Below are 26,138 nucleotides of genomic sequence, written 5' to 3'. Positions count from 1 at the left end.
ACCCCGTGTCCACACGAAGGGCCACGGGTTGGAAGAACGGGCTCGGATACCCTCACCCCCCGCCCTCTCCCAGAGGGAGAGGGAGCATGCTGGACTCAGTGCATCACCGCGGCCTCGCCCGAGGGAGCGGAAGCGGGGCCTCGCCGCATCGTGGAGAGAGCGTCCTCGTCCCGGATGGCGAGCGCGGCGAAGACTCCGAGGAGCGCCACGCCCGCGTCGACGAGGAAGGCGACCCGGAAGGCGGGGAGCTGCTCCATCCCCGAGGCATGGGCGCCGCCCCGTCCGAGGAAGCTCGACAACACGGTCGCCATCAGCGCGACCCCGAGCGCGGCCGCGAGCTGCCGCTGCGCGTTGAAGATGGCCGAGGCATGGCCGGTGTCCGCGCTGGAAATCCGGGCGAACGTGGCCGCCTGCTGGGAAATGAAGAGGAAGGCGATGCTCGCGCCGGTGGTGAACATCAACGCGCGCAACACCCAGAGGCTCGACTGCAGGCCCACGAGCGCCACGAGCGTGACGGACACGCTGACGAAGAACAGGCCGAACGCGATGAGCCGCCTCGGGCCCACCCGGGGATAGAGCCTCCCGACGAGCTGCGAGGAGACGAGCACGCCCAACGCCTCCGGGAACGTGGTGAGGCCCGAGGCGAAGGCCGACTCGTGCCGGGCGGACTGCAGGTAGATGGGCATCAGGAACAGCAGGCCGACGAAGCTCGCGCTGCCGAAGGCCGAGGCGATGTTGGTGTTGCGGAAGAGCCGGTCCTTCAGGAGCCGCAGCTTCAACATCGGCGCCTTCACGCGCAGCTCGTTCCAGACGAACGTCACGGCGGCCAGCAGGCCCAGCACCCCGGCGAGCGCGACGGACGGCTTGCTCCAGCCGACGACGGGGCCCGAGCTCAACGCATACAGGAGCATCGAGAGCCCGGAGCCGGCCAGGAGGAACCCGGGGAAGTCGAAGCGGCCCACCCTCGGCTCGCGGTGCTCCTTCAGGCTGTAGGCACCGAACGCGAAGGCGGCGAGGCCCACCGGCACGTTCACCAGGAACACCCAGTGCCAGGACAGCGTGTCGACGATGAACCCGCCCAGCACCGGCCCGAGCGCGGGCGCCACCACGGTCGGGATGATGAGCACCCGCGCGGCGTTCGCGCGCCGCTCCGGCGGGAAGGCGCGGAACAACATGGCGGTGCCCACGGGCGCCATCATCCCGCCGCCCACGCCCTGAAGGACACGGAACGCCACCAGCGAGTGGAGCCCCGTCGCCAGACCGCAGAGCCCCGACGCCACGGTGAACACGCCGAGCGCCATGAGGAACGTGCGCTTCGTCCCGAACCGGTCGCCGATCCACCCCGAGGCGGGAATCCACACCGCCAGACTCATCAGGTAGCCGAGCACCACCCACTCCGCCTCGGTCGCCTGCACGCCGAATTGCTGGGCGATTACCGGCAGGGCGACGTTCACGATCGTCGTATCCAGGATGTTCATGAACATCGCCGTGACGAAGATGACGGCGACGACGTACTCGGGGCGTCGGTGAATCCAGGACATGAGGAGGGGTCCTTCTATTTTCTCGTGAAGGCCACATCGCGAGATGCAATGCAGCCTCATAGTGAGTATACTCACTAAATCCGAAGGGAGACCGCGTCAATGCCGAAACCACGGACAGGAGACGAGCTGCTCGACACGCTCCTCTCCACCGCTCGACACATCCGAATGCAGGCGAACGACCGCCTGAGTGCCTGTGGGCTCTCCCTGCCCCGGTACAAGGTGCTCCAACTCCTGGAGGAGGACCGCCGCCGGATGCGGGAGGTGAGCGACGCGTTGGACATCGTTCCCCGGACGCTGACGAGCACCGTGGACGGGCTGGAGTCCGAGGGGCTCGTGAAGCGCGAGGAAGACCCGGAGGACCGCCGCGCCACGCTGCTGTCGCTCACAGCCCAGGGCAGGAAGCGGCTGACCGAGGCCCGCACCATCCTGGCCGCCCACGTTCGCGAGCGGACGGCCGGATTCAACGCGGAGGAGCGCGCCGTGATGATCCGCTTGCTCAAGAAGCTCGCCGGCGAATGAGCCCCCAAGAAGGAACCATTCAACACTCACGCACCACAGGAGAAGCACCCATGCTGGCACATCGTTACCGCCTCACCCTGGAGCACCTGGCCACCCGTCGCGAAGGCGAGACGCTCCACACCGAGCCCGTCACCTTCGAGTTCGAGAACCACGATGACATCTTCGAGATCATCTCGCGCATGCGGCGGCAGGAAGGCCTCAGCGAGGGCGACCAACAGGAGCTCGCGGTGGGCCTCAAGCTGTTCAGCGAGGTGATGCTGCGCAACCGGGAGCACCCGCTGTTCCAAGGACTCCAGCCGCACTTCCGCGACTTCATGAAGACCCTCAAGGAACGGGGCAAGGCCGCCGCCCCGTGAGGGCTGGCCCCCGCAAGCTCAGGCGGCCCGGGCCAGGGGCACCCGGCGGCCCGTCGGCTTCGCGAACACCTTCACCCCATGCCGCGGGCTCGTCATCGCCCCCGAGTTCGCCACGTCGAGGCGCTGTCCCGGCGCCAGCTCGAAGCGGAACGTCCTCAGCAGGTACGAGAGCACCACCTTCGCCTCGAACATCGCCAGCTCCTTGCCGATGCACGTGCGGTAGCCGCCTCCGAACTCCACCATCGCGTATGGCTGCTTGTGCTCCTCGCGAGGCGGCGCGAACCGGTCCGGGTCGAACCGCTCCGGGTCCTTGAACACGTCCGGGAGATGGTGCGACACGCGCGGCAGGTACATCACCTTCCACCCCTTCGGGATGGTGTAGCCGCCCAGCTCGAAGCCCTCCAGCACCCCGCGCCGCAGCAGCGACGCCGGCGGATAGAGACGGTGGGCCTCGCGGATCGCCCGCTCGAGCACCGGCAGCTTCCGCGTGGCCTCCGCGTCGATGGGGCCATCCCCCAGCACCTCGTCCTGCTCGGCGAGCACCCGTGCCAGGTACTCGGGGTGGCGCAGCAGCAGCGCCAGCGTCCAGGTCAGCGACAGCTTGGTGGTGTCGTGCCCCGCGAACATCAGCACGAGCACCTGAGAAATCACATCCTCGTCATCCAGCCCCGCCTCCAGCAGCCGGCTGATGATGTCGTCACGCGGATGGGCCCGCCGGTCGGCAATCCACCTCGCCGACAACCGCCGCAGCCCGTCGCGGTAGCGCTGCATGTACGGCAGCCCCGCCGCCTGCAACGCCAGGCCCACCGGTGTGAACATCTTCTTGTAGAGCTCGCGGAAGCGCGGGTAGTCCTCGCCAATCTCCACGCCCAGCAGGAAGCCGCAGGCCACGCGGAACGTCAGCTCGCTCATCTCCCCGATGAGGTCGACCGGCCGGCCCTCCTTCCACCCTGCCGTCTGGGCCCGTGCCAGCTCCACCATCGCGTCGCCAAAGGCCGTGATGTTCTGGTGGCGGAACGCGGACATCATCGGCGCGCGCCGGCGCCGTTGCTCCTCGCCATCGAGCAGGGGCATCGCCGTGGGACCCATCACCCGCGAGCCCTCGTCTCCATAAGCAGCCCCCCAGGAGAGGTGCGGCGTCTCGCGCTCGAGCACGAAGCGGTTGGCCTCGGGCCCGAGCAGCACGGCGAAGGTGTCCTTCATGTCCCGCACGGCGAAGACGCGGCCGTGCTGGCGATAGCCCTCCATGAAGAAGGCGAACGAGTCGACACCGAGTCCGTGGATGTACGGGAAGTGACCGAGGAGGGGGAGCCCTTGGCCCATGAGAGGAGGAAGCGGCATGATGCCCACGAGGCTACGAAGCGCGAGCCCTCCAGGTCCAGCCACCCCACTGCGCTGACAGGCTGGACAACGCAGTGGAGCAGTCCTTCACACATTCACCAGGCGCCCTGGGGCCGGAGTCTCCGTGGAGGGAAGAGCGGCTGCACTCGTGGACCCGGTTGCCTCCTCCATGGTGAGAACCCGCCGGGAGATGAACCGAACGATGAAGTACAGCAGCATCCCTTGCGGACCATACAGATACGTCAGCAGGACACACGGAGCGACGGCCAGGTGGGGAACCTTGCGCCGGAGCGCGTCTCGGACCACCCACGCACCGACGAACAGGTCAAACACCAGGTAGTGAATCCAACAGACCAACGCCGTCCACGGCTCCTGGAAGAGCCGCATGGCGCCCTCGAGCGTCGCCGCGCTGGCTCCCTCGGGAGGAGAGGCCGCGAACAGCATGAAGCCGAGATGGGCCAGCGCTAGCATCACCGGTATCACCACCGCGTGCACAATCTTCTGCGTCCACTTCCAACGCGGAGCGAACACCAGAAGGGCCCACGCGGGTGCAACACCATACGTAAAGACAAGGAACAGGGTTTCAGCTCTCATACAGTCCTCCGGTCATCACAGGGGTTCGGGTTCAGGACGAACCGACACGCGATGAAGCCGTGGCGCTGGATGTCTTTTTCCGGGCTGCCCGCCCCGACACACGTTGAAGAAAGCCTGTCGGGTGACGAACGAGCACGAAGCACCCACGAAGGTGGGCAACCAGGGCCTCGGTTCGCTTGTCGGCACCCCACTCCACCTTCACGGGCCCACGACACGTGCTCGCGCGGAAATTCGCGGCTCGTGGTCGAGGACTGCGCACTCGCGGCGACGCATGAGCACCGTCCTACCGGTGTCGGTAGGCGATTCACCCAGAGGATCGCGCGGCGGAGCGGTGGTTAGCGGGCAGAGATCATGAGAGACGCGGGTGGCGCGTCGATGGACAAACTAAGGCCGCTTCCAAAATCTGTCCATGTTTTTTTTCGAAACCCTCATTTGAGAGGGACAGCGCCCGGGCAGCACAGCAGGCGTACTGCCGCCCGGGAATCTTCTGTGAGAGCGGGAGCCGCGCCTACTTCACCTGCACGCCCGGAGAACCCTGGCGGCAGAGCTTGATGGGCTCACAGTTTCCCGCTCGACGGCTCCAGCAGTCAGAGTCCGTCGAGCAGTACGAGCAATCCAGAGTGCAGTACCCGACCGCGGCCGTGGACTCGCCGGCCCCCTGGGCCGCGACCGGTTCGGAGCGGGTCTCCAGCGTTACGGCAGGAGCCTCCTCCCCACCACGGGAGAGGCAGACGTCAGCCGCGGTGTCATCGCGCTCGTCATTCGCGGCATGGGCGGAAGCCAGGGGCCACGCCGCAACGACCATCAGGGCAACCACAAAGAAGGACGCCAGAGTCGATCCCGACTTCATCATTTTCTCTCCTTGGCTTCGGGGGGACTGCTGGCGACGGATGTTAAGCCATCCGCTACCGGAGAAGGTATTTCTTGAACGCGCGGCTCACCGAGCCGCTGTACCCGAGCCGCTCGAAGAAGGTGTGGGCCGCCGTCCGGTGCACGCCGCTCAGGAGCACCACCTTCGTGCAGCCGTGCTCGCGGCACACACGCTCGGCCTGCCCCAGCAGCGCCCGGCCCGAGCCCCTGCCTCGCGCCCCCGGGTCCACGACGAGGTTCTCCAGTAGCGCGTAGGGCCGATCCTCGAACATCACGTCCGGGCACAGGTGGAGGAGCACCGTCCCCACCACCTGGCCGTCCCGCTCGTCCACGAAGCAGAAGTCATCCGCGGCTCCACGCAGGCGCTCGAGGCGCTCGAGCAGGACGCGGATACGCGGATTGTGGGGGACCAGCAGCTCATACAACCGCTGGAGGGCCCCGCGTCCGCTGGATCGGCCTCGCGAATCATCCCAGGGCTCAGCCGCGCGCGAAGGCGTCGCTGACGATCTGCCGCGCCTCGTCCACGAGGGACTCGAGGTGCTTCGCGTCCCGGAAGCTCTCCGCGTAGATTTTGTAGACGTCCTCGGTGCCCGAGGGCCGCGCGGCGAACCAGCCGTTCTCCGCCACCACCTTGAGTCCGCCCAGCTCCGCGTTGTTGCCGGGAGCGCGCGTGAGGCGCTGGAGGATGGGCTCGCCCGCGAGCGACGTGGCGCGCACGGCCTCGGGCGACAGCTTCTTGAGCGCCGCCTTCTGCGCCGGGGTCGCCGCCTGGTCGATGCGCGTGTAGAGCGGCGAGCCGAACTTCTTCGTGAGCTCCTGGTAGTGCTCGCCCGGGTCCTTCCCCGTGCGCGCGAGGATCTCCACGGCCAGCAGGTCCAGGATGATGCCGTCCTTGTCCGTGGACCAGACGGTGCCGTCGCGGCGCAGGAACGAGGCGCCCGCGCTCTCCTCGCCGCCGAAGCCGATGGAGCCCTCCAGCAGCCCGTCCACGAACCACTTGAAGCCCACGGGCACCTCGACCACGCGCCGGCCCAGGTCCTTGCCCACGCGGTCGATCATGCTGCTGCTCACCAGCGTCTTGCCCACGCCCGCGTCGCCCTTCCAGCCCGGACGGTTGCGGAAGAGGTAGCTGATGGCCACGGACAGGTAGTGGTTGGGGTTCATCAACCCCGAGCTCCGGGTGACGATGCCGTGCCGGTCCGAGTCCGTGTCGTTGCCGAAGGCGATGTCGTAGCGGTCCTTGAGCTCGACCAGGCCGGCCATCGCGTACGGGGACGAGCAGTCCATGCGAATCTTGCCGTCGTGGTCCACGCGCATGAACCGGAAGGTGGGGTCCACCGTCTTGTTCACCACCTGGATGTTCAAGCCGTAGCGCGCGGCGATGGGCTCCCAGTAGTCGAGGTTGGAGCCGCCCAGCGGGTCCGCGCCGATGGACAGCTTCGCCCCACGCACCACCTCCAGGTCCACCACGTTGCCGAGGTCCTCGACGTACGGGGTGATGAAGTCATGGAGCTGCACGGTGGGCGCGGTGCGCGCGCGCTCGTAGGGGATGCGCTGCACGCCGGTGTTGCCCGCGGCGAGCAACTCATTGGCGCGCTTCTCCACCCACCCGGTGATTCCCGTGTCGGCGGGGCCACCGTTGGGCGGGTTGTACTTGATGCCACCGTCGTCGGGCGGGTTGTGCGAGGGCGTGATGACGATGCCATCGGCCAGCCCCTGCTCGCGCCCGCGGTTGTAGATGAGGATGGCGTGCGAGATGACCGGCGTGGGCGTCGCCCGGTCGGTGAAGCGCACCTGGACGCCGTGGGCGGCGAGCACCTCGAGCGCCGTGCGCTGGGCCGGCTCGGACAGCGCATGCGTGTCCATGCCGAGGTACAGGGGGCCGTCGATGCCTTCCTTCTTTCGGTACTCGCAGACGGCCTGCGTCACCGCGAGGATGTGCGCCTCGTTGAAGCTGCGGCGCGCGGCCGAGCCGCGATGACCGGAGGTACCGAAAGCCACGCGCTGCTCGGCTTCGCGCACGTCCGGACGCTCCGAGTAGTACTGGGAGCGCAGCGTCTCGGGGTTGATGAGGATGGAGTCGGGGGGGAGCTTGCCAGCGAGAGGATGGGCCACGTGGCCAATCTAGCGCCACGTGGCCCCGCTGCCGTGCACCGTTTTCGAGGATGTGTCGCTTCGTTCACGCCCTTACGGACGCTTCAGCTGCTCACCCTCCAACGGTTCGCTGCCCTCGGCGCCGGAACCCCCCGTCCCGCCGAGGTCGTCCGGGCCCAGGTCACCGGTGCCGCCCATGCCCTGGTCGTTCTCCGGGTTCATCACGCCGGAGCCCCCCGTGTCGGGAGCGAGCTCGGGACCGCGGTCGATGTCACTGCCCGGGTCCACGGTGCCCGAGCCAACGCCCGGCTCGGTTCCCATGGTGTCGCCGGTGCCCATGTCGCCGGTGCCCATGTCGCCGGCGCCGCCCGTGCCGCCGGGGCTGGTGGAGCCGGGCGTGGTCCCGCCCTGGTTCTCCGCCGGAGTCTGGGTCTGCTCCGTGGGCTCGGAGCGCTCGGCCGCCGAGTTCGACTTGCACGCGGTCCCCACCGCCATGGCGCCAGCGACGAGGCCAGCCAGGATGAGCCGGGTCTTGGTCATGGATTCATTCCCCCTGTGAAGAACTGTCTTGGTTGCTCGGGAACGTGCTCAGCAGGAAAGCCATTGGGAACCCATTGACGGGGAGCGCCTCCCTGGCCGGCCGCTCCTCGGGGTGGCCTCGCGGGGCACTTCTCTGACGCGGAGTGTCGTTCCAGCGTCGAACGTGAAGCCTCACCAAATCCGGGCTTTTCTTGAAAGCCTCTCTATACTCCGAGCCGCCAAGGGGGTTCACCATCGTATGAGCAGCAAGCGCCGCATCCTCGGGATGATTCTCGCGGGGGGACAGGGCACGCGCCTGGCTCCTCTGACGTCCAAGCGCTCGAAGCCCGCCGTTCCCTTCGGGTCGAAGTTCCGCATCATCGACTTCGCGTTGAGCAACTTCCTCAACTCGGGCGTCTACTCCATCTATGTGCTGACGCAGTTCAAGGCGCAGTCGCTCACCGAGCACATCCAGCGCGGCTGGCGCTTCGGCTCGGGCCTGCTGGCCGACTACTTCATCACCCTGGCGCCGGCGCAGATGTACCGCTACGAGGAGCTGGGCAACGTCTGGTACCGGGGCACGGCGGACGCCATCTACCAGAACCTCCATCTGGTGGAGAACTACCGCGCCGACGACGTGGCCATCTTCTCCGGCGACCACATCTACAAGATGAACGTGGCGCACATGCTGGAGCAGCACGAGGCCCAGCGCGCGGACATCACCATCGCCGCCTATCCCACGCCGGTGGCGGAGGCCACGCGCTTCGGCGTCATACAGGTGGACGAGCGCGGCCGCGTCATCGAGTTCCAGGAGAAGCCCAAGGAGCCCAAGCCCATGCCGAACAAGCCGGGCCTGGCCCTGTGCAGCATGGGCAACTACATCTTCAGCCGCCGCGTGCTCACCGAGCTGCTCGAGGTGGACGCGCGCACCGAGGGCTCGCAGCACGACTTCGGCAAGGACGTGCTGCCGCGCGCGCTGCGCGACGGCTACCACATCCAGGCGTATGACTTTCACTCCAACCCCATCCCCGGCCAGGACAGGGCCAACACCTACTGGAAGGACGTGGGGACGCTGGAGGCGTACCACGAGGCCTCCATGGACCTCGTCTCCGTCAACCCGGAGTTCGACGTCTTCAACCCGCAGTGGCCGCTGCGCACCGCCGTCGAGTACAGCCCGCCGGCCAAGTTCGTCCACGAGGCGGGCGAGCGCGTGGGCCGCGCCCTCAACTCCATGGTGGCCGGAGGCTGCATCATCTCCGGCGGCACGGTGCGCGAGAGCATCCTCTTCCGCCGCGTGCGCGTGAATTCGTACTCGCTGGTGGAGCGCTCCGTCATTTTCGACGAGGTGGACGTCGGCCGGCACGCGAAGATCCGCAACGCCATCATCGACAAGGACGTGCGCGTGCCGCCCAACACGAAGGTCGGCTACGACCTGGCGCAGGACAAGGCGCGCGGCTTCACCGTCACGGACAGCGGCATCGTCGTGGTGCCCAAGGGCTACCGCTTCGAGTGAGCCGGCTCACACGAGCGCATCCAGCTCCTCGAGCAACCGGTCCACGTCCGCCTCCGTGTTGTAGAGGTGCGGGGACACGCGGATGCTGTCCCCGCGCACGCTCACGAACACCTTGCGTGCCGCCAGCTTCGCCGCCACCTCCGGCCCATAGCCCCCCCGCCGCTTGAGCCCCACCATATGCCCCGCCCGCAACGACTCGGGCGGCACCTCCAGGTGGAGCGCCCTCGCGCCCTTCGTCACGCGCTCCGTCAACGCGCGCAGCGTCTCCTGGACGTCCGCCGGGCCCCACGCGAGCAGCTGGCGCAGCGCCTCCATCGCCATGGGCACCAGCACGAAGTTGCTGCGCTCGCCCACGTCGAAGCGCCGGGCCCCCGGCTGGAAGTCGTCGCGGTAGTCCACCAGCCGCGAGAAGTCCTCGCTGCCTCCCCGCAGCAGCCAGTTGTGCTCGAGGGGCCGGCCCTCTCGGAAGCGCGGCGCCACGTAGAGGAAGCCCTGGCTGTAGGGCCCCATCAACCACTTGTAGCCCGCGGACACCAGGAAGTCCGGCCGCACCTCCGCCACGTTCAACGGCAGCGCGCCGAGCGACTGCGTCCCATCCACCGCCAGCGCCGCCCCCACCTCGCGCGCCCGCGCCCCCACCCGGACCAGGTCCACCAGTCCCCCGTCCGTCCAGTGGCAGTGCGGCACCGCCACCAGCGCCGTGCGCTCGTCCAGCGCCGCGAGCAGCGCGCGCGTCCAGTCCCCGTCCTCGGGCCTGCGCACGGTGACGACCTGGCCCCCCGAGCGCTCCGCCAGCTCGCGCCACGGGTACACGTTGGAGGGGAACTCGTCGGCCAGCACCAGCAGCCGCTGGCCCACGCGCACCGGCACGTTGGCCGCCGCCACCGCCATCCCGTAGCTCACCGAGGGCACCAGCGCCACGCCCTCCACGTCCCCACCCACCAGCCGCGCGAAGGAGCCCCGCAGCGCCTCCGACTCGGTGAAGAAGTCCTCGGGCCGCACCAGCCACGGCCGCGCCTTGCGCATCACCGCTTCCCTCCCCGCCTCCGTCACCGCGTGCAGCTGCGGGGACATGTACGCGCAGTTGAGCCACGTGACGTCGTCGGGCAGGTCGAAGAGGTGCCTCTGGGTGGGGAGGATCATGGGTGCGCGAGCATATCGTGCACCCCGGGTGGTAACTCCACCGTGAAGGTCGAGCCCCGGCCCGGCTCGCTCTCCACCAGGATGGAGCCCCCCAACGCCTGGACGATCTGTTGTGTGATGTGGAGCCCCAGGCCCAGCCCGCCATAGTGGCGCTCGGACACGGCGCGCTCGAACTTGCCGAAGATGCGCGAGCGGTGCTCCGGCGCGATGCCGATGCCCTCGTCCCGCACCGACAGCCGCGCCACGCCCCCCTCCATCCAGACGCGCACGTGCACGGGCCGGCCCGCCCCGTACTTGAGCGCGTTGGTCAACAGGTTGGTCACCACCTGCTCCAGCCGCACCCGGTCCCAGTGGCCCACCACGGCCGGTCCGGCCCACAGCTCCACCGCGCAGCCCGCGCGCGCGGCGTCGTCCGAGAACTGAGCGATCACCTCCCGCGCGATCGCCACCAGGTTCACCTGCTCCAGGCGCAGCGGGAGCCGGCCCTGCGCCAGCCGCGACACGTCCAGCAGGTCATTCACCAGCCCCGACAGCTTGCGCACCTGGGCCTCGCAGATCCGCGCGGCCCGGAGCACACGCTCGGGGTCCACGGGCCGGCCCGCCCGCGACTCGACCACCCGCCACAGCCCCTGGAGCTGCAACCGCAGTGGCGTGAGCGGCGTCTTCAGCTCGTGCGAGGCCACCGCGAGGAACTCGTCGCGCAGCCGCACCGCGCGCTGCGACTCCATGAAGAGGCGCGCGCTCTCCAAGGCCGCCGCCACGCGGTGCGCCAGCTCCTGTCCCAGGGAGATGTCCTCCGGGCCGTAGCGCCGCCGCGGCGAGCAGGAGCCCAGGGTGACGAGGCCCAGGGTGCGCTCGTGCGAGCGCACCGGCACCACCAGCACCGAGCACGCCTCTCGCGCCATGCCCTCCACCTCGGGCACGGCTCCCGAGGCCAGGTACCGCCACGTCTCCACGCCGAAGTCCGGGAAGAGCAGCGGCTCGCCCGCGTGCATCGCGTCCAGCAGGGCCCCCCCCGACTCCTTCAACGGGGGCAAAGGCCACCCCCGCCGCAGCCGCTCCTCGCGCTCCCCCTCCCGGTGGGCCACGGCCGCCCGGCGCAGGAGCCCCTCGGGTGTGGCCAGGTCGATGACACACCAGGAGGCCACCGAGAGACTCGCGAGACACGCCACGTGTTGGAGCGTGGCGTCGGGCACCTCCAACGATTGGCCCAGGATGCGGCTGGCCGTGGCGAGGAAGCGCAGCGCCCCTTCCGCCCGCTTGAGGTCCGACAGGTCCAACACGAAGGTGAGGACACGCTCCTGCTCCTCCACCCAGGCCGAGCCCGTCAGCACCGGCACGAGGCTGCCATCCCCACGCCGCAGCTCCAACTCGATGGTGGGGGACGTGCCGTGCGTCCACGGCTCGCGCAGCCCGTGCTCGATCGACTCCTCCCCTCGGGGCAACAGATTCCGCCAGTGCAGGTGGCCCCTCCGCAACTCCTCCCGTTCGTGGCCGACGAGCGAGAGGAAGGCGTCGTTGGCCTCGAGCAGGAGGCCGTCCTTGTCGCAGAAGGACAGCCCCATCATGTTGGACTCCATGATGCGGCGGAACACGCACTCGCCCTCGCGCAGGGCCCGCTCCATCCGCAGCCGCTCGGTGATGTCCTCGAGGACGGCGACCGCGGCCGTCACCCGGCCCTCCGCGTCACGCACCGGCCCGGCGCTCATCTCGAGCATGAGCGGAGGGCCACCGTTGCCAGGAAACTCCGCGACCTCGCCGCGCACCGCCTCTCCCCCGAGGGCGCGAACCAGGGGCCACTCGTTGGGGAGGTAGGGCCGCCCGTCCGGGTGGAAACCGCGGGTGGCCGAGTACTCCTCCAGGCGCCAATCGCGAGGCACGGGCCCCCTCCCGAGCCGCAGCACCTGGTCATTGGCCATCACCATCCGGCCACTCGGGGCCTCGGCGAGGATGACGCCCTGGGGCAGTTGCTGGAGCACGGCCTGGAGACGGCGATGCTCCGATTCCAGCAGGCGGCGTTGCTCCTCGACCTCGGCCCGCGCCCGCTCCGCCGCCTCGCGCAGCTCACGCTCGCGCGCATAGAGGAGGGCGCGCTCCAACGCCTGCGAACACTGCCTGGCGATGAGACAGGCGAAGTCCTTGTCCTCGGCGGCGAAGCCACGCTCCAAGGGGAAGCCAACCGCCAGCACTCCCAGCAACCGGCGATCCACGTGGAGCGGCAGGAACGCCCACGCGCCATCCTGGCTCAGCGGAATGTCGTCGAGGGCCGGGTAGCGCTGGCGGAAGGACTTCAATGACTCGACCCAGACGGGCGTCTCCTCGCGAGCGGCCTCCGCGATGGGAACGGGCGCATCCACGGACAGCCGCTGCCAGCGCTCGAAGGCCGCCTCGGGCAGCCCCATCGCCTGGACGAAGCGCAGCACCCCGGGCTCCGAGAGGAGATAGATGCAGGCATCGCACGCCCCCATGGCGGGCCCGGCCTGCCGGACGATGACACGGGCCACCTGCTCGGGCGTGAGCGCCTGCGACAGCTCGCTCGTCACCTCCTGCAGGCGCAGCAGCCGCTCCATCGATTGCCGTGCCACCCGCTGCCGCCTCTCACTCATCAGACCCCGTGGTCAGGAGCACTCCCTCCGTTTCAACAACACCCGAGCCATTTGTTCCTCCTGCCCCGAGGAACGAGCCAGGCGTTGGAGAGCACGCCGCGTCCCACGCCTGTTACTTCACTGTTCCGCGGGTGCCTACAGGCGGGCGGCCGAGGCATAGCCGCTGAAGAGCTCGCTGGTGAGGCGCGCGCGCTGCCCCCCCTCGGCCCGGCGGATGTAGTCGTTGAGGACGCGCCCGCCCTGGGCGTGCTTCGAGGGGATGCGCAGGTTCATCCGCGCGCGCCTCACGCCACTGCCCCCGCGGTGCACGAAGACGACGGTGCCGTCGCGCTCCACCGACTCGATGACGCCCACGTGCGTCAGCCCGTCGTTGCGCACGCCATCCCGGTTGCGGTCGTACGTCTCGCGGAAGAAGATGAGATCGCCGGGCTTCGGCGTGCCGCGGTGGAGCGCACCCGAGCGCTGTGCGCGCCGGTGGATGGCGCTCACCGCGTTCTCCCCTGGCAGCGAGCCCTGCGACAGCAACTCGATGCCCACGGACTTGTAGGCCGCGCGCGCCAGCCCGGAGCAATCGTCGGGGACGCGCTGCGAGGCCAGCGAGGTGCCCACGAGGGAGCCCGCGCGGCGGGCCACGCGCCGTCCACGGGTGAGCCGGACGGCGGGCCGCTTCTTCTTCGAGGACGTGGCCTTCACGGCGGCCGTGGAGCCGCGTGAACGTTGGACCTTGGTGCCGCCCGAGGCCTTCTTCGCCTTCGCCACGGGCTTCACCGATTCACGCGGTGCGGCAACGGCCGGAGCCGAGCCGAGCACCGCGAGCATCAAGGGGAGCAGGAGCTTGCGAAGCATCATCCGAGCAGACGAGCGTAACGCCCCGCGCATTCACGGGCGATCTTTCGGCCCTCCGCTCCCCCCTGCCCGCCTGTCCACCTGCCTACGCCCCCAGGGCCCACATCGGCACCGAGCCACGCACGCCGGCCCGGGAGGGGTCACGCACGCAGGCGTCGCAACACCTGGAGCGGGAAGCGGAACAGCCTCGACTCCACCACGTCCACCCGGTCCGCCAGCAGCAGCAACATCACGTGCCGTACCAGGTGCTCCGGTATCCCGTAGGCCACCCGCCGCAACACCCCACTCAGGCCCCTCGGCGGTATCGCCGTGCTGAACGCGGGCGTCAATTCATCGAGCTCCGCCCGCTTCAACACCGGGACGTCCGGCGGTGGCTGGCGCTCCGGCTTCTCCCAGTGCGCGCCCCCGCGTACCCGTGGCTTCAACAGCATGGGCACCCCGGGCCTCTTGTTCGGGTCCCCATCCACACCCCAGCCAGGAATCTCCCGGTGCTTCTGCTCGGAGGTCATCAGCTCGGCCATGTCCTGTCTCCTCACGCATGCCCGTGCGGCAGCAGCACGCACTTGATGCACCCATCCTGCTTCTTCTCGAAGAGCTCGTACGCCCGCGAAATCTCCGCCAGCGGGAAGCGGTGCGTGATGAGGCCCTTGGCGTCGATGCGCCCCTCGCGGATGTGCTCCAGCAGGTGCGGCATGTAGCGCTTCACGTTGCACTGGTTCATCCGGAACGTCAGGCCCTTGTTCATCGCCGTGCCGATGGCCACCAGGTTCCACGGCGGCCCGTACACGCCGATGATGGAGATGGTGCCTCCCTTGCGCGCCGCCTGGATGCACCAGTTGATGGCCGTGGGCGAGCCCGCCTCCATCTTCAGCTTCACTCCCAGCACGCTGTGCAGCGTCGAGCCCTCGGCCTCCATGCCCACCGCGTCGATGCACACGTCCGGCCCGCGCCCCTCCGTCATCTCCTTCAGGGCGGGGATGACGTCCGTCTGCTTGAAGTTGAGCGTCTCCACCTGCGCGTACCTCCGCGCGAAGTCCAGCCGGTACGCCACGTGGTCCACCGCGATGACGCGCCCCGCCCCCAGCAGCCACGCCGACTTCATCGCGAACAGCCCCACCGGACCCGCGCCGAACACCACCACCGTGTCCCCGGGCTGGATGTTGCCCATCTCCGCCCCCTGGTAGCCCGTGGGCAGGATGTCGCTCAGGAAGAGCACCTCCTCCTCGTCCATGTCGTCGGGAATCTTCATCGGCCCCACGTCGGCGAAGGGCACGCGCACGTACTGCGCCTGTCCGCCCTCGTAGCCGCCCGTGGTGTGCGAATACCCATACACGCCCGAGGCCAGGTCGCTGCTCGGGTTGGTGCTCTCACAGTTCGCGAACAGCCCGCGCTTGCAATAGAAGCAACTGCCGCACGAGATGTTGAACGGCACCACCACCCGGTCCCCCGGCTTCAGCGAGCGCACCGAGGGGCCCACCTCCTCCACCACGCCCGCGAACTCGTGGCCGAACGTGCAGCCCACCCGCGTGTCCGTCACCAGCCCGTGCAACAGGTGCAGATCCGAACCGCAGATGGCCGAGCGCGTCACCCGGATGATCGCATCGTTGGGATGCTGGATGACCGGGTCCGGCTTCGTCCCCACGCGCACGCGGTAGGGCCCCTCGTACACCATGGCTTGCATTGTCCACTCCCCTCCTGGGTGTCGCGCCGCCCCCGCGGCGCGAGTGTTGACACCTCTCGAGCCCCCCGGCTCGCGCTAGCTCTTGTGCGGCTTGAGCTGCTCCACCATGCCCTTGATGGACTGCTTGATGACGCCGGCCGACTTCTCGTCTCCCTTGAAGATGGCCTCGGCGAAGTGTTTCGCCTGCTCCAGGGAGATGTGCGGCGGCAGCGGCGGCACGTCCGGGTCCACGTACGCCTCGAGCACCACCGGCTTGTTCGCGCTCAGCGCCTCGTCCCAGGCGCGGACAATCTGCTCCGGCCTGTCCACGCGGATGCCACGCAGGCCGAGCGACTCGGCGTAACGCGCGTAGGGGAAGTCCGGCAGGTCCTGCGACGCCGGGTACTTCGGGTCTCCCTCCAGCACGCGCTGCTCCTTGCCGAGCAGCGCCTTGGCCACGCCCGCGCCCAGCAGGTCCGCCACCTCGATGATTTCGTCCGCCGCGTTCAGGGCTCCGGCGCCCACCAGCATCGCCACCTTCTTGCCCTCGTTGAGCACCTGCGCGGCGCGCCGCAGGTCCTGCTCCTTCGGCACCACGCGCGGCTCGCTGTAGCCCACGCTGGAGTGGATGGAGCCGTGCACCTGCGGAGGCCGCTGGTAGGGCGACTCCTGTACGTCGTTGGGGATGATGATGCACGTCACCGTGCGCTCGGCCCGGGCGATGCGCAGGGCCCGGTCCACCGCGTGGCGGATGGCCGAGGGGTGGGAGACCATGACGGTGTACTCGCTCGCCACGTCCTTGAAGAGCACCGGCAGGTCCACCTCCTGCTGATAGTGGCCGCCCAGCCCCATGCTCTTCTGCTGGCCCACGATGGCCACCACGGGCTGGTGGTCCAGCTTCGCGTCGTAGAGGCCATTGAGCAGGTGGATGGCGCCCGGGCCCGAGGTGGCCAGACACACGCCCGGCTCGCCGGTGAACTTCGCGTGGGCACAGGCCATGAAGGCCGCCATCTCCTCGTGGCGTGCCTGGATGAACTGGAACTCGGAGTTGCGCCCGAGCGCGCCGAGGATGCCGTTGATGCCGTCCCCCGGGTATCCATAGAGACGCCGGACACCCCATTGGCCGAGACGGTAGAGCAGGTAATCACTGACGGTTCCGCTCATGGCACGAGACCTCGGTCGGGGCCGTCGGGAGACAGGGAACGACACGGGGAAGGCCACGCACGCGAGAGGCCCGCATCCACTCCTTCCCCTGGAGGCACGTCCGCCCCGAGCCGTCCCTCCGCACCGTCAACCTAGGCACCGGTACGATGCGGGTGAGCCCGGTTCACTCACAGGCCCGGCAGCCCGTTCCGCCCCAGCGCCGGCCGCCGGAGGGCACTCCTGCCCGGCTGCTCCGGACTTCCACGGCGCCTCGGACCCCGGACATTCACGCTCGACGAGGCGGGTGCCCTGGCATTTGGCACGGAGCAGGGGCGTTCAGGAATGAGACCTCCCGAGCCTCCCTGGTAGGCGGGTGAGGGACCCGGCGCGTAGACTCTGGCGTCCGGGAGGAGCGAAGCCGCCATGTTGCCCTACTTCCCCTTCGAGCAGGACCGCTTCGCGATGACGCTGGGCGTGCGCGCGCTGCGGCCCGACGAGCCCCTCATCGAGGTGGACGAGCCGCACTACCGCGAGGAGCTCGCACTCAAGGAGTCCCTGCTCGCCGCCCATCACCGCGCCCGCTTCCAGGCCGAGCCCGGCACGGAGCCGCACCAGTGGGAGACGGTGACGGAGCTGCTCCCCCTCCTGGCGCGCCAGCACCCCCGGCACTTCACCCTGGAGGTGGAGGGCGAGCAGTGGCGCTGGCGCAACCTGCTGCTCGGCACGGAGACGGTCTTCACGCCAGGCAGGACGGATAGCCTGCCGCGGGCCCCGCTCGACTGGCTGGGCCGGCAGGTGCAGGAGGACCTGCTGTTGATGGACGGCACGCGCGAGGGCCTGCCGATGATTGCCGGGCTCCTGTGCTTCCCTTCCGGCTGGTGCCTCGAGGACAAGATGGGGCGCTCGCTGCTCGACATCCACGCGCCGGTGCCGAACTTCGGCACGAAGCTGGGGGCCTCCACCGTGCGCCTCATGGAGGGGCTCAAACCCGGGCGCCCCGTCACCCGCGTCAACTGGGCCCTCTCCGTCACCCACCGGTTGGACCTCGAGCCCTGGACGAAGCCCGAGTGGCGCCACCTGTTCGAGGGCATCACCGCGCACAACGCGGGGGAGCGGTGCTTCCTGCGGCTGGAGCGGCAGACGCTCTCGCTGTTGCCACGCACGGGCGCCATCCTCTTCACCATCCACACCTACCGAGCCCCGGTGGCCACCGAGGTGGTGGACCCCGCGCGCCGGCGCCGCCTCGCCAACGTGCTGCGCACGGTGCCCCCGGACACGAGCGCCTACAAGGGAATCACCCCGCTCCTCGAGCCGCTCGTGGCCTGGCTGGAAGCAGACGCGCCCTGACCAGAAGTGACGTCAGCCATGGGACGACTTCACCCAGGCTCTCCCTGCCTTTGGCTCGCCGACTCTGGAGGCCGATGATACACGCCCTCACCATGTCACGCCGCGACCTCTGGCGAGAACTCTACGAGCGTTTCGACCCGGAGTTGCCCGCCCCCCTGCAATGGCGGGCCCCGCGCCCGCATAGCCCGGCCGGGAAGATGTTGGAGACGTTGGACCGGCCCTTCGGAACACCGCGCATCCTGCTCATGGGCACGGTGGGCACGGGGAAGACGACGGAGTTGCTGCGCGTCGCGGAAGAGCGGGAGGAGCGCGAACTGGTCGTCTTCCTGGACCTCGAGCGGCACTTCACCAACGTGGTGAAGGACCCGAACGCGCTGTATCGAATCCAGGCCTGGGAGGTGTGCTTCCTGGCCGGCCTCGCACTGGTGTTCCGCTTCAAGGAGCGGCTGGGAACCGAGCTGGATCCCGAAATGGTGAAGCAACTCGGCAAGGCCTGGCAGGGGCTGGCTGAGGCGACGAAGACCCCGGCCCCTCAGCTCGACCTGGGCTCCTTCGCGAAGGAGGCGTTGGATCTGGGAGCGACCCTCGCCAGCACGGGCGCACTGGGCGTGGAGGCGGCGGGGGCGGCCTTGGGGCTCAAAACAGCCAAGACCGTCATGGGTGCCTTGCGCTCCTGGAACCTCCCGCTGGGACGCAGTGAGAAGGCGCTGCCCGATCAGGACCGTCAGGTGCAGGAGCTCCTGGGCGCCGTCAACCTGCTCCTGGGCGAAGTGCAGCAGAAGCACCGGAAGGTGCTCCTCGTCATCGATGGCCTGGACCGGCTCCGGGACCTGCCTCGTGCCAAGGCGCTCTTCGTCGAATCCCAGCTCCTCTCCCAACTCATCTGCCCACTGGTGGTATGCGGCCCCTTCGCCCTCCGGCACGACCTGGCCAGGGCGGGAGTGCGCGGATTCAAGGCCACCGCACTGGTGAACGAGCCCGTGCTGGACCATCAGGAGCCGAGCCGCCCCGGGTCCGGAGTGGACTTCTTCCTGGCTCTCTACACCCAGCGGGTGAAGGACCTGGGCGAAGACGCCTTGGGATTGGTGAGCCCCGAGCTGCTCAGGGAGCTCGCCTATCGCTCGGGTGGGCGAGCGAGGGACTTCGTCCGGTTCATCCGCTCCCTCTCGGAGATGGCGTGGGACCAGGATGCCCCCGCCGCGACGTCCGAGTTGGTGAAGCAGGTATTGGATGAATGGCGGTTGAGGCAGGAGACAGGACTGAACACGGATCACATCCGGCTCCTGCAGGACGTGATGAAGGATCCGCAGCACCGGCTGCCACCAGGGGAGCTGGCGCATGAGTTGCTCGACTACCAGCACCTGTTGCCCTACCCCAATGACTCTGAATGGTACTACCCCCATCCACTCCTAACGATGCATCTGGTCAGGGCACCCCAGGCTGGCTCCGAAGGCTGAAGGTCTCGCTGGGACTGTCTCGCGCCGGGTTGCTGGTCCTGGTGGATCACGCCCGCCCCGAGCGGCTGGGGGAACTGGTGCGGGCGCTGTACCCCCTCGCCCCGGAGCTGGAGGTCCACACCGAGGCCCAACAACTGGCGGAGGTCAAACCCGGCTCGACGCTCGTCCTCGTACCGCGCGCGGAGGATGCGGACTGGCTGAACCTCAACCGGCCGCTCTTCGCCTCGCATGCACTGCGCGTCGTCTTGTTCTGCACGCGCGAGGTATCCGTGGCGCTGTCGCGCCAGGCGGTGGACTTCCTCGATTGGATTTCGCTCCGGCTGGAGTGCCCCGCGGGACCCGCCCCCTATGCAGTGGCTGGCCTCCGCCTGGCCCTGGCGGCCCGAGTGCCTGGCATCACCTGGACGGGGGGCGACCTGGAGGCGAGTTTCGCTGCGGCGAGGCCGCGCCGGGTGCTTCGGCGAGTCAGCGCGGCCAGACCCTATGAAGAGCTCGTCACAGAGGCAAAAGCAGGCAAGCGGGAGGAGTGGCTCGCCTGGACGGAGGTGGATGGAGATTTCCGGCTGCGACGGGTGCGCTGGGCACTGGCGGAGGCCGGGCGGCGGACGCGGACCCTCCTGATCGAGCCGGCCGTGCCTTCTCCAGGATGGTGGGAAGTGCATGGACAGGTGACCGAACCAGGAGAAGCACGCGAGCGGTTGAAGCAAACCGGAGCAGCGTTTCCGGGTCGGCTCGCGGCACTGGTGAACCTGGAACCTGAAGCCATCCAGTTACTGGGTGGGCTCATGGAACAAGGCCTGGGTGAGCGCACCTTGGAAGAGGAGATTCTCAAGGAAGCGGATCCGGGAGCGACCGTTGGACGGTTGGCCATCGCGCATGGGCTGGTGACAGAGAAGGAGCTGATACGCGGAAGGGCACCTCCTCCCGCCATGCGCGCATTCGCTGCAGAGCGAGAGCGAATGCGGTCGCTGCGTGACGAAGAACTGGACACCCTCGAGAAACAGCTGAGCCAGGAAGCGCAGGTCGAGAGGGAAGACGCGGAATGGTGGTCCGCGTGGGCCAAGGCACTCCCTTTTGAGGGGCAACTCAGCATATTGGAGACACGAGGAGAGTTCGTGGAAGCGCTGCTTCGGCATACACGTCGGACAGGTATGCGCTGGGGGCAGTCGGTATCCGCAGCCATTTCCGCGGGAGCTCTGGATGTAGCCGATGTCTGGTCCAGGCATGCGGTGGATGCCGATCCCTCGAATTGGGCTCTCCTCGTCAGGGTGCTTGTCGAGCAAGGGCGACCTGCCGAAGCGGAATCGCTTCTCAGAGGACAGCTCACGACGAGCAAGCTGATACCCGATTCGACTCGCGCGTGGATTCTTCACGAGTTGGGATACGTGCTCCACCAACAGGGTCATTACACCGAGGCAGAGAAGTTCCTACGCCAATCCATTGCGCTCGAGGAACAGTCGCTCGCCACACGGGAAGCGGGCTACAGGACATCACTTGAGATCCTGGCCATGGTGCTCGAAAGGCAGGGCCGCTACGCAGAGGCGGAAGAGACACTACGCAAGTCTCTTACCCTTGAGGAGCAGATGCTCGGCGCCCAACACCCCCGTTACGGAGCGTCTCTTCATAACCTTGCGACACTGCTCGGCAAGGAAGGCCGCTACGCAGAGGCGGAAGAGCTACTGCGCAGGTCCCTCGCCATCGGCGAGCAGTCGCTCGGTACTCGTCATCCCGACTATAGCGCTTCACTTCACGAGCTAGCTTTAGTGATTGAACAGCAGGGTCGATATACAGAGGCGGAGGAGCTACTGCGCAGGTCTCTTGTTCTCAACGAGCAAGTGCTTGGCAAGCAACACCCGCACTATGGCGCATCCCTCCATGCTCTAGCCATCGTGCTTGAAAGACAGAGCCGTTATGCCGAGGCGGAGGAACTGTTACGTCAGTCTATTGACATCACAAAGCAATCTCTCGGCCCTCTGCACCCCTCCCACGGCGCTTCGCTTCATGAACTGGCCGGAGTGCTCGAAAGGCAAGGCCAGTACATCGAAGCAGAGGCTCTGCTGCGCCAGTCTCTTGCCATCATCGAGAAGTCTCTCGGCCCACAACACCCTGACCATGCTGTTGCGCGCCACGAACTCGCTGCGGTTCTAGAAAGACAGGGCCGCTACGCTGAGGCAGAACACCTGTTGCGACAATCGGTCGCAATCATCGAGCAGACACTCGGTCCGCAGCACCCTGACTATGGTGCTTCGCTTCATACCTTGGCGCTGTCGCTCCAACACCAGGACCGCAACTCCGAGGCGGAAATCCTGCTGCGCCAGTCCATCACCATCAAGGAGCAGACACTCGGCCCGCAGCACCCTGATTATGGCATATCGCTGAGCGCACTTGCTGGGGTGCTCGCAAGCCAGGGTCGCCATGCCGAGGCGGAGAACCTGCTGCGCCAGACCCTTGCTCTCAAGGAGCAGACACTCGGTCCTCGCCATCCCCAACTCTGTCCCACACTGGCGAGGCTCGGCTTTTGTCTAGCTGCACAAGGGCACCCAGGCGAAGGAGAACCGCTCCTGCGCAGAGCCCTCGACATTGCCCGCGAAACCTGGGGAATGCATCATCCCGAAACAGCACAAATCCTCAACCTGCTGGCGCGGCTCCAGTCCGCACTGAAGAAGCCTGAAGCCATCACGACAGCCCGGCAGGCCATGGACTCACTGCTCGGCGCATTGGGAGCGGAGCATCCCATCACCCAAGCAGCGCTCCCGGGATTACGCCTTATCCTCGCAGGGCAGGAGTGAATCAGCTCCCAACTCGCTCCGGCTGCCCCGCCGCATGCACTCGCCGCAACACGCCCGGGAGGCAGAAGCTGAAGCCCCCGCCCCCAGCAGCACTCGTCGCCGCCGCTCCCGCTCAGCGGCAGACGCCGATCGGGATGTATCGGCACATGCCGTCGGGCCCACACGTGTCGGAGGTGCAGCTCTTCCCATCATTGCACCGGCCACTGTCGACCGCGTCGTTGGGGCAGGAGGGACTCGCACCCGAGCACTGCTCCGCGACATCGCACTCCCCCCTCACCGCACGGCAGACGTAGCCCGAGGGATGGTAGCTGTTGGCCGGGCACACCGGATTGATGCCGTCACAGGTCTCGGCCGGATCGCAGGCTCCCGCCGAGGCATGGCACACGGTGCCCGCCGCCACCTTCCGGTCAGTGGGGCATGCGGTGCCCGCGCCATCACATCGCTCCTCGACATCGCACGCCCCCCGTGAGGGCCGGCAGATGACGTCGTTGCCGATGCGCTTGTCCGAAGGGCAGACCCCCGCGGTGCACACCTCCTCCTGGTCGCACACGCCGGCCGCCGTGCGGCACGTCCTCGCATTGCAGTCCGGATCCGCGCAGTCCGCCAGCCCATCACAATCGTTGTCCTGGCCATCACCGCACGCCAGCTCCGTGGAGCCGCCCGGGCAGGTGCACGTCCTACCGCCGCAGACCTTGCCCGTGGTGCCGCAGGAGCGCGTGTTGCAGTCCGGGTCGGCGCAGTCCGCGAGCCCATCGCAATCATTGTCCTGCCCATCACCGCACGCCAGCTCGGTGGGGCCTCCCGGGCAGGCACAGCCGGAGTTGCCACAAACCCTGCCGTTGGCGCCGCAGGTCTTCGCGTTGCAGTCCGGATCCGCGCAGTCCGCGAGCCCATCGCAATCATTGTCCTGCCCATCGGTGCACCGGCTCTCGGCCTGCTCCGACCTCGAGCAGACGCAGCTCCCGGTCCGCGTGTCGCACCGGGGCGTCGCGCCGCCGCACTGCGTGTCATCGACACAGCCCGCGCACGTCCGCCGCGAGGCATCACACACGCCCGGGCAGCTCTCACAGGCCACCCCTCCCTTCCCACAGGCCGCGTCCGCCGTGCCGGGCACGCAGGTGTTTCCCTGGCAGCAGCCATCCGCACAGGACTTCGGGTCACAGACGCACTGGCCGCTCACACAGCGCTGCCCCGTATCGCACGTCTCGCAAGGGCCCCACGTTCCATCGGCGCCGCACGTCCGCACGCCCGCGCAGCCCTCCTCGCAGGAGCGCTTCGTTCCCGCGACGCACTTCTCCCCGGCCTCCGGTGATTCGACACACACTCCGTCGACGCAGGCCTCGCCCACGGGACAGTCCTGGCCCGACTCGGGCGCGCACGGACTCCCCGCTGGCGCCACGAGCCCACAACCCATGGCCACACACATCATCCACACGCAGCCCAGCAGCCACACTTCCCCAACACCTCGACGCATCGACGATGACTCCCTCGGAACTGGCACGTGGCCAGAGACGTTTCGGGAAGCCGCTCAAGCAACACGCCTGCCAGCCGCGCTCAGCCGCATCCCCCGAGTGGAGACACGCCCGCGCCCGGCCTCCAGGACCATCCCGCCCGGGAGATTTCCGTCCCAACCGCGAAGGTCACCCGCCGACACGCGCCAGCCACAGCGCGCCCAGCCCGAGCGACACCGCGTCGAAGGGCTCGGCGCGCACCTGCGCGTCTCCCTCGTGCGTCGCGGTGAGCAGCCAGCCGGAAGACTCGCGCCGGAAGACCTCCAGGGTGCGCGCGAGCGGATCGATGAGCCACGCGTGCGCCACGCCCTCGCGATGGTAGATGGGCAGCTTGCGGCTCCGGTCGACGACGACCGTGGAGGGCGAGAGCACCTCGCACACCCAGTCCGGAGCGAACGTCACGAAGGGCTCCCCGGGGGAAGGAGGCCTGGACATGCGCTCACGGCGCCACCCGGCCAGGTCCGGCACGAGGATGTCCCGGCCCAGATGCAGCTCCGGCTCGTAGAGGATCCACCACCCACCGGGCCCTCCCTCCCCGAGCGAGAAGAGATTGACCAGCCTGGCGCTCAACACGGAGGTGGCATGGGCATGCCCCACCGCCGGCCTCGGAGAGGCCCACAGCTCGTCCTCCAGAATCTCCCCCACCCACCCGACCGGCAGGGCCTCGATGTCCTCGTAGGTCGCCGGCTTCTTCCCATTCCCCATCGCCATGCCTCCTGGATGCACGGCGGGTCGCTCTCCCGCCGTGACTTCTCCAGTCTACCCACTCGTCCGACATTCCAGGTAGGCACGCGTGGAAGAAGGAGCAACGCACTCCAGGGGCTCAGACGATGGCGGCCATGGGCTCGGGCCCCGCGTCGAGCACCTCGCGCAGCCGCCGCAGGCCGCGCTCCAGCTGCACGCGCGTGCGGGGCGCTCCGATGCACACCCGCACCGCCGCCGGCACCGGCCCCGGCCCCGTGGTGAACAGGTCCGCCGACGTCACCGACACCCCGTTGCGCCGCGCCTGGGCCACGAACTCCTCGCTCCGCCGCCCCTCCGGCAGCCCGAGCCACAGGTGATAGAGCGGCACCGGCACGCCCCGCTGCACCCCACGCCCGAGCATCGCGCGCGTCAGGTCCAACCGGTCCGCCACCTCCTGCCGCTGGCGCACCACCAGCTCGTCCGCCGTGCCGTCCTCCACCCAGCGCGCCAGCACCTCCGCCATGAGCGGCGTCGTCATCAGCGAGGCCAGCCCCACCTCCTCCGCCAGGCGCTCGCCCCTCGCCCGAGCCGGCGCCACCAGGTACCCGATGCGCAGCCCCGGCGTGAGCAGCTTCGACACCCCGGCGATGAAGTAGCTCGCCTCGGGCAGGAACGTGGAGAGCGGCGGGGGCCTCGCCTCCGCCAGCAACCCGTACGAGTCGTCCTCCAGCACCATCACCCCGTGGCGGCGCGCCACCTCGGCCACCTTGCGGCGCCGCTCCTCCGGCATCACCGCCCCCGTGGGGTTGTGGCACGTGGGCTGGGTATAGAGGATGCGCACCGTGCCATTGCGGCACGCCGCCTCGAACGCCTCGGGCACCAGCCCCTCCGCGTCCATGGCCACGCCCTGCAGCCGCAGCTGGAAGCGTCGCGCCAGCACCTTGATACCCGGATAGGTGAGCGCCTCGGTGGCGAGCGTGTCCCCGGGCCGCGTGAGCGCCGCCAGCGCCACCTCCATGGCGTGCTGCCCGCCCGCGCACACCACCACCTGCTCCGGCCGCGCCCGCAGCCCGAAGCGCGACGCCCACGCCGCTCCCGCCGCCCGGTGCGCCGTGGTGCCCGCCGCGGGCTGGTACGCGAGCAACTCCGGCAGCTTCGACGTCCGGCCCAGCTCCTCGAGCGAACGGCGGAGCGCCTGGCTCGCCGGATCCCCCTCGGGCGTCGCCGGAGCATTGATGCCCAGCTCCACCGGAGAGTCGTCGTGAGCCAACTCCACCGGCGTGGGCATGTGCGCGGGCGCGTCGCGGTCCCTCACGAAGGTGCCGCGGCCCACCTCTCCGCTCACCAGTCCCCGCTTCTCGGCCTCGGCGTACGCGCGCGTCACCGTCCCCACCGTGACGCCCACCCGCTCCGCCAACTCCCGGTGCGTGGGCAGCCGGGTGCCGGGGGCCAGACGCCCCGCGTCAATGTCCTCGGCGAGCGCGTCCGCGATGGCTCGATAGAGCGGCCCGCTGCGTCCCCGGAGCTCCGGCATCCAACTTGTCATGGTGACAATCGATACACTTGACGGAATACCGCTGCCAACGTAACTGATTGTCTCGATTC

The 26,138-nt window shown here is 68.7% G+C and carries 21 protein-coding genes; 6 read left to right on the top strand and 15 right to left on the bottom strand.

Translation table 11 applies throughout. The features are described from left to right. Nucleotides 1-95 precede the first annotated feature (95 nt). Nucleotides 96-1,541 carry a DHA2 family efflux MFS transporter permease subunit gene (locus JQX13_RS16070; RefSeq protein WP_203409888.1) on the bottom strand — a complete coding sequence of 482 codons (1,446 nt, stop codon included), beginning with the start codon at nt 1,539-1,541 and terminating at the stop codon, nt 96-98. A gap of 99 nt (nt 1,542-1,640) precedes the next feature. Between JQX13_RS16070 and JQX13_RS16065 the strand changes: the two genes are divergently transcribed. Together JQX13_RS16065 and JQX13_RS16060 are read left to right on the top strand one after the other, a co-directional pair. Next, the gene (locus JQX13_RS16065; RefSeq protein ID WP_203409887.1) at nt 1,641-2,060 is read left to right on the top strand and encodes a MarR family winged helix-turn-helix transcriptional regulator; all 420 of its coding nucleotides are present in this window, start codon (nt 1,641-1,643) and stop codon (nt 2,058-2,060) included. A gap of 50 nt (nt 2,061-2,110) precedes the next feature. After that, nucleotides 2,111-2,416 carry a DUF3861 domain-containing protein gene (locus JQX13_RS16060; RefSeq protein ID WP_203409886.1) on the top strand — a complete coding sequence of 102 codons (306 nt, stop codon included), beginning with the start codon at nt 2,111-2,113 and terminating at the stop codon, nt 2,414-2,416. A gap of 18 nt (nt 2,417-2,434) precedes the next feature. Here the strand turns inward: JQX13_RS16060 and JQX13_RS16055 are convergent, their stop codons facing one another. From JQX13_RS16055 to JQX13_RS16035, 5 genes are all read right to left on the bottom strand, one after another. Beyond that, the gene (locus JQX13_RS16055; RefSeq protein ID WP_203409885.1) at nt 2,435-3,757 is read right to left on the bottom strand and encodes a cytochrome P450; all 1,323 of its coding nucleotides are present in this window, start codon (nt 3,755-3,757) and stop codon (nt 2,435-2,437) included. An 87-nt stretch (nt 3,758-3,844) separates the two neighbouring features. Then, nucleotides 3,845-4,351, bottom strand: a complete 507-nt coding sequence (locus JQX13_RS16050; protein ID WP_203409884.1) for an ABA4-like family protein — start codon at nt 4,349-4,351, stop codon at nt 3,845-3,847. Between the two features lie 905 nt (nt 4,352-5,256). Continuing rightward, entirely contained in the window at nt 5,257-5,646 is a 390-nt protein-coding gene (locus tag JQX13_RS16045; protein ID WP_203409883.1) for a GNAT family N-acetyltransferase, read from the bottom strand. Between the two features lie 52 nt (nt 5,647-5,698). After that, nucleotides 5,699-7,336, bottom strand: coding sequence for a phosphoglucomutase (alpha-D-glucose-1,6-bisphosphate-dependent) (gene pgm, locus JQX13_RS16040; RefSeq protein ID WP_203409882.1), 1,638 nt, complete (start codon nt 7,334-7,336; stop codon nt 5,699-5,701). A gap of 72 nt (nt 7,337-7,408) precedes the next feature. Next, on the bottom strand, nt 7,409-7,855 hold the full coding sequence (locus JQX13_RS16035; RefSeq protein ID WP_203409881.1) for a hypothetical protein: 447 nt from the start codon (nt 7,853-7,855) through the stop codon (nt 7,409-7,411). Nucleotides 7,856-8,093: 238 nt separating this feature from the next. On the opposite strand from JQX13_RS16035, the gene glgC reads away from it, so the two are divergent. Beyond that, nucleotides 8,094-9,347, top strand: a complete 1,254-nt coding sequence (gene glgC / locus JQX13_RS16030) for a glucose-1-phosphate adenylyltransferase (protein WP_203409880.1) — start codon at nt 8,094-8,096, stop codon at nt 9,345-9,347. Nucleotides 9,348-9,353: 6 nt separating this feature from the next. On the opposite strand, the gene JQX13_RS16025 is transcribed toward glgC, so the two are convergent. The 6 genes from JQX13_RS16025 to JQX13_RS16000 form a co-directional block, all read right to left on the bottom strand. Next, nucleotides 9,354-10,490, bottom strand: coding sequence for an aminotransferase class V-fold PLP-dependent enzyme (locus JQX13_RS16025; protein ID WP_203409879.1), 1,137 nt, complete (start codon nt 10,488-10,490; stop codon nt 9,354-9,356). After that, complete coding sequence (locus JQX13_RS16020; RefSeq protein WP_203409878.1) at nt 10,487-13,096, bottom strand: sensor histidine kinase; 2,610 nt, start codon at nt 13,094-13,096, stop codon at nt 10,487-10,489. Before JQX13_RS16020 ends, JQX13_RS16025 begins: the two co-directional genes overlap by 4 nt. Before the next feature lie 135 nt (nt 13,097-13,231). Further along, on the bottom strand, nt 13,232-13,945 hold the full coding sequence (locus tag JQX13_RS16015; protein WP_239014777.1) for a CHAP domain-containing protein: 714 nt from the start codon (nt 13,943-13,945) through the stop codon (nt 13,232-13,234). A 137-nt stretch (nt 13,946-14,082) separates the two neighbouring features. Beyond that, on the bottom strand, nt 14,083-14,463 hold the full coding sequence (locus tag JQX13_RS16010) for a hypothetical protein (RefSeq protein ID WP_203409877.1): 381 nt from the start codon (nt 14,461-14,463) through the stop codon (nt 14,083-14,085). Nucleotides 14,464-14,474: 11 nt separating this feature from the next. Beyond that, a complete protein-coding gene (locus tag JQX13_RS16005) occupies nt 14,475-15,623 on the bottom strand; it encodes a zinc-dependent alcohol dehydrogenase (RefSeq protein WP_203409876.1) in 1,149 nt (382 codons plus the stop codon). A 75-nt stretch (nt 15,624-15,698) separates the two neighbouring features. After that, entirely contained in the window at nt 15,699-16,766 is a 1,068-nt protein-coding gene (locus tag JQX13_RS16000; protein ID WP_203409875.1) for a thiamine pyrophosphate-binding protein, read from the bottom strand. A gap of 402 nt (nt 16,767-17,168) precedes the next feature. Between JQX13_RS16000 and JQX13_RS15995 the strand changes: the two genes are divergently transcribed. The 3 genes from JQX13_RS15995 to JQX13_RS15985 all read left to right on the top strand — a co-directional run bounded on the left by JQX13_RS15995 (nt 17,169) and on the right by JQX13_RS15985 (nt 22,338). Beyond that, on the top strand, nt 17,169-18,092 hold the full coding sequence (locus JQX13_RS15995) for a heme-dependent oxidative N-demethylase family protein (RefSeq protein WP_203409874.1): 924 nt from the start codon (nt 17,169-17,171) through the stop codon (nt 18,090-18,092). A gap of 92 nt (nt 18,093-18,184) precedes the next feature. Beyond that, entirely contained in the window at nt 18,185-19,549 is a 1,365-nt protein-coding gene (locus JQX13_RS15990) for a hypothetical protein (RefSeq protein ID WP_203409873.1), read from the top strand. 77 nt (nt 19,550-19,626) lie between these two features. Beyond that, nucleotides 19,627-22,338: a tetratricopeptide repeat protein gene (locus JQX13_RS15985; RefSeq protein ID WP_203409872.1), complete on the top strand. Its 2,712-nt coding sequence runs from the start codon at nt 19,627-19,629 to the stop codon at nt 22,336-22,338. Nucleotides 22,339-22,450: 112 nt separating this feature from the next. On the opposite strand, the gene JQX13_RS15980 is transcribed toward JQX13_RS15985, so the two are convergent. The 3 genes from JQX13_RS15980 to JQX13_RS15970 form a co-directional block, all read right to left on the bottom strand. Further along, nucleotides 22,451-23,812 carry a hypothetical protein gene (locus JQX13_RS15980; RefSeq protein WP_203409871.1) on the bottom strand — a complete coding sequence of 454 codons (1,362 nt, stop codon included), beginning with the start codon at nt 23,810-23,812 and terminating at the stop codon, nt 22,451-22,453. A 166-nt stretch (nt 23,813-23,978) separates the two neighbouring features. Next, nucleotides 23,979-24,554, bottom strand: coding sequence for a Uma2 family endonuclease (locus JQX13_RS15975; protein ID WP_203412046.1), 576 nt, complete (start codon nt 24,552-24,554; stop codon nt 23,979-23,981). Between the two features lie 118 nt (nt 24,555-24,672). Next, nucleotides 24,673-26,079 carry a PLP-dependent aminotransferase family protein gene (locus JQX13_RS15970; RefSeq protein ID WP_203409870.1) on the bottom strand — a complete coding sequence of 469 codons (1,407 nt, stop codon included), beginning with the start codon at nt 26,077-26,079 and terminating at the stop codon, nt 24,673-24,675. Between the last annotated feature and the right edge of the window lie 59 nt (nt 26,080-26,138).

The organism is Archangium violaceum (assembly GCF_016859125.1).
Lineage (GTDB): Bacteria > Myxococcota > Myxococcia > Myxococcales > Myxococcaceae > Archangium > Archangium violaceum_A.
Note: the sequence above shows the minus strand (reverse complement) of the source record. Positions and strands in the feature narration are given on the sequence as shown.

What these genes read in the sequence shown, in the direction of transcription:
- JQX13_RS15970 (WP_203409870.1), bottom strand. Translation starts at nt 26,079, where the DNA reads ATGACAAGTTGGATGCCGGAGCTCCGGGGACGCAGCGGGCCGCTCTAT.
- JQX13_RS16065 (WP_203409887.1), top strand. Translation starts at nt 1,641, where the DNA reads ATGCCGAAACCACGGACAGGAGACGAGCTGCTCGACACGCTCCTCTCC.
- JQX13_RS16020 (WP_203409878.1), bottom strand. Translation starts at nt 13,096, where the DNA reads ATGAGTGAGAGGCGGCAGCGGGTGGCACGGCAATCGATGGAGCGGCTG.
- JQX13_RS16025 (WP_203409879.1), bottom strand. Translation starts at nt 10,490, where the DNA reads ATGATCCTCCCCACCCAGAGGCACCTCTTCGACCTGCCCGACGACGTC.
- JQX13_RS16000 (WP_203409875.1), bottom strand. Translation starts at nt 16,766, where the DNA reads ATGAGCGGAACCGTCAGTGATTACCTGCTCTACCGTCTCGGCCAATGG.
- JQX13_RS16050 (WP_203409884.1), bottom strand. Translation starts at nt 4,351, where the DNA reads ATGAGAGCTGAAACCCTGTTCCTTGTCTTTACGTATGGTGTTGCACCC.
- glgC (WP_203409880.1), top strand. Translation starts at nt 8,094, where the DNA reads ATGAGCAGCAAGCGCCGCATCCTCGGGATGATTCTCGCGGGGGGACAG.
- JQX13_RS16035 (WP_203409881.1), bottom strand. Translation starts at nt 7,855, where the DNA reads ATGACCAAGACCCGGCTCATCCTGGCTGGCCTCGTCGCTGGCGCCATG.
- JQX13_RS16060 (WP_203409886.1), top strand. Translation starts at nt 2,111, where the DNA reads ATGCTGGCACATCGTTACCGCCTCACCCTGGAGCACCTGGCCACCCGT.
- JQX13_RS15975 (WP_203412046.1), bottom strand. Translation starts at nt 24,554, where the DNA reads ATGGGGAATGGGAAGAAGCCGGCGACCTACGAGGACATCGAGGCCCTG.
- JQX13_RS15980 (WP_203409871.1), bottom strand. Translation starts at nt 23,812, where the DNA reads ATGCGTCGAGGTGTTGGGGAAGTGTGGCTGCTGGGCTGCGTGTGGATG.
- JQX13_RS16010 (WP_203409877.1), bottom strand. Translation starts at nt 14,463, where the DNA reads ATGGCCGAGCTGATGACCTCCGAGCAGAAGCACCGGGAGATTCCTGGC.
- JQX13_RS16055 (WP_203409885.1), bottom strand. Translation starts at nt 3,757, where the DNA reads ATGCCGCTTCCTCCTCTCATGGGCCAAGGGCTCCCCCTCCTCGGTCAC.
- JQX13_RS15995 (WP_203409874.1), top strand. Translation starts at nt 17,169, where the DNA reads ATGTTGCCCTACTTCCCCTTCGAGCAGGACCGCTTCGCGATGACGCTG.
- JQX13_RS15990 (WP_203409873.1), top strand. Translation starts at nt 18,185, where the DNA reads ATGTCACGCCGCGACCTCTGGCGAGAACTCTACGAGCGTTTCGACCCG.
- JQX13_RS16005 (WP_203409876.1), bottom strand. Translation starts at nt 15,623, where the DNA reads ATGCAAGCCATGGTGTACGAGGGGCCCTACCGCGTGCGCGTGGGGACG.
- JQX13_RS16070 (WP_203409888.1), bottom strand. Translation starts at nt 1,541, where the DNA reads ATGTCCTGGATTCACCGACGCCCCGAGTACGTCGTCGCCGTCATCTTC.
- JQX13_RS16015 (WP_239014777.1), bottom strand. Translation starts at nt 13,945, where the DNA reads ATGATGCTTCGCAAGCTCCTGCTCCCCTTGATGCTCGCGGTGCTCGGC.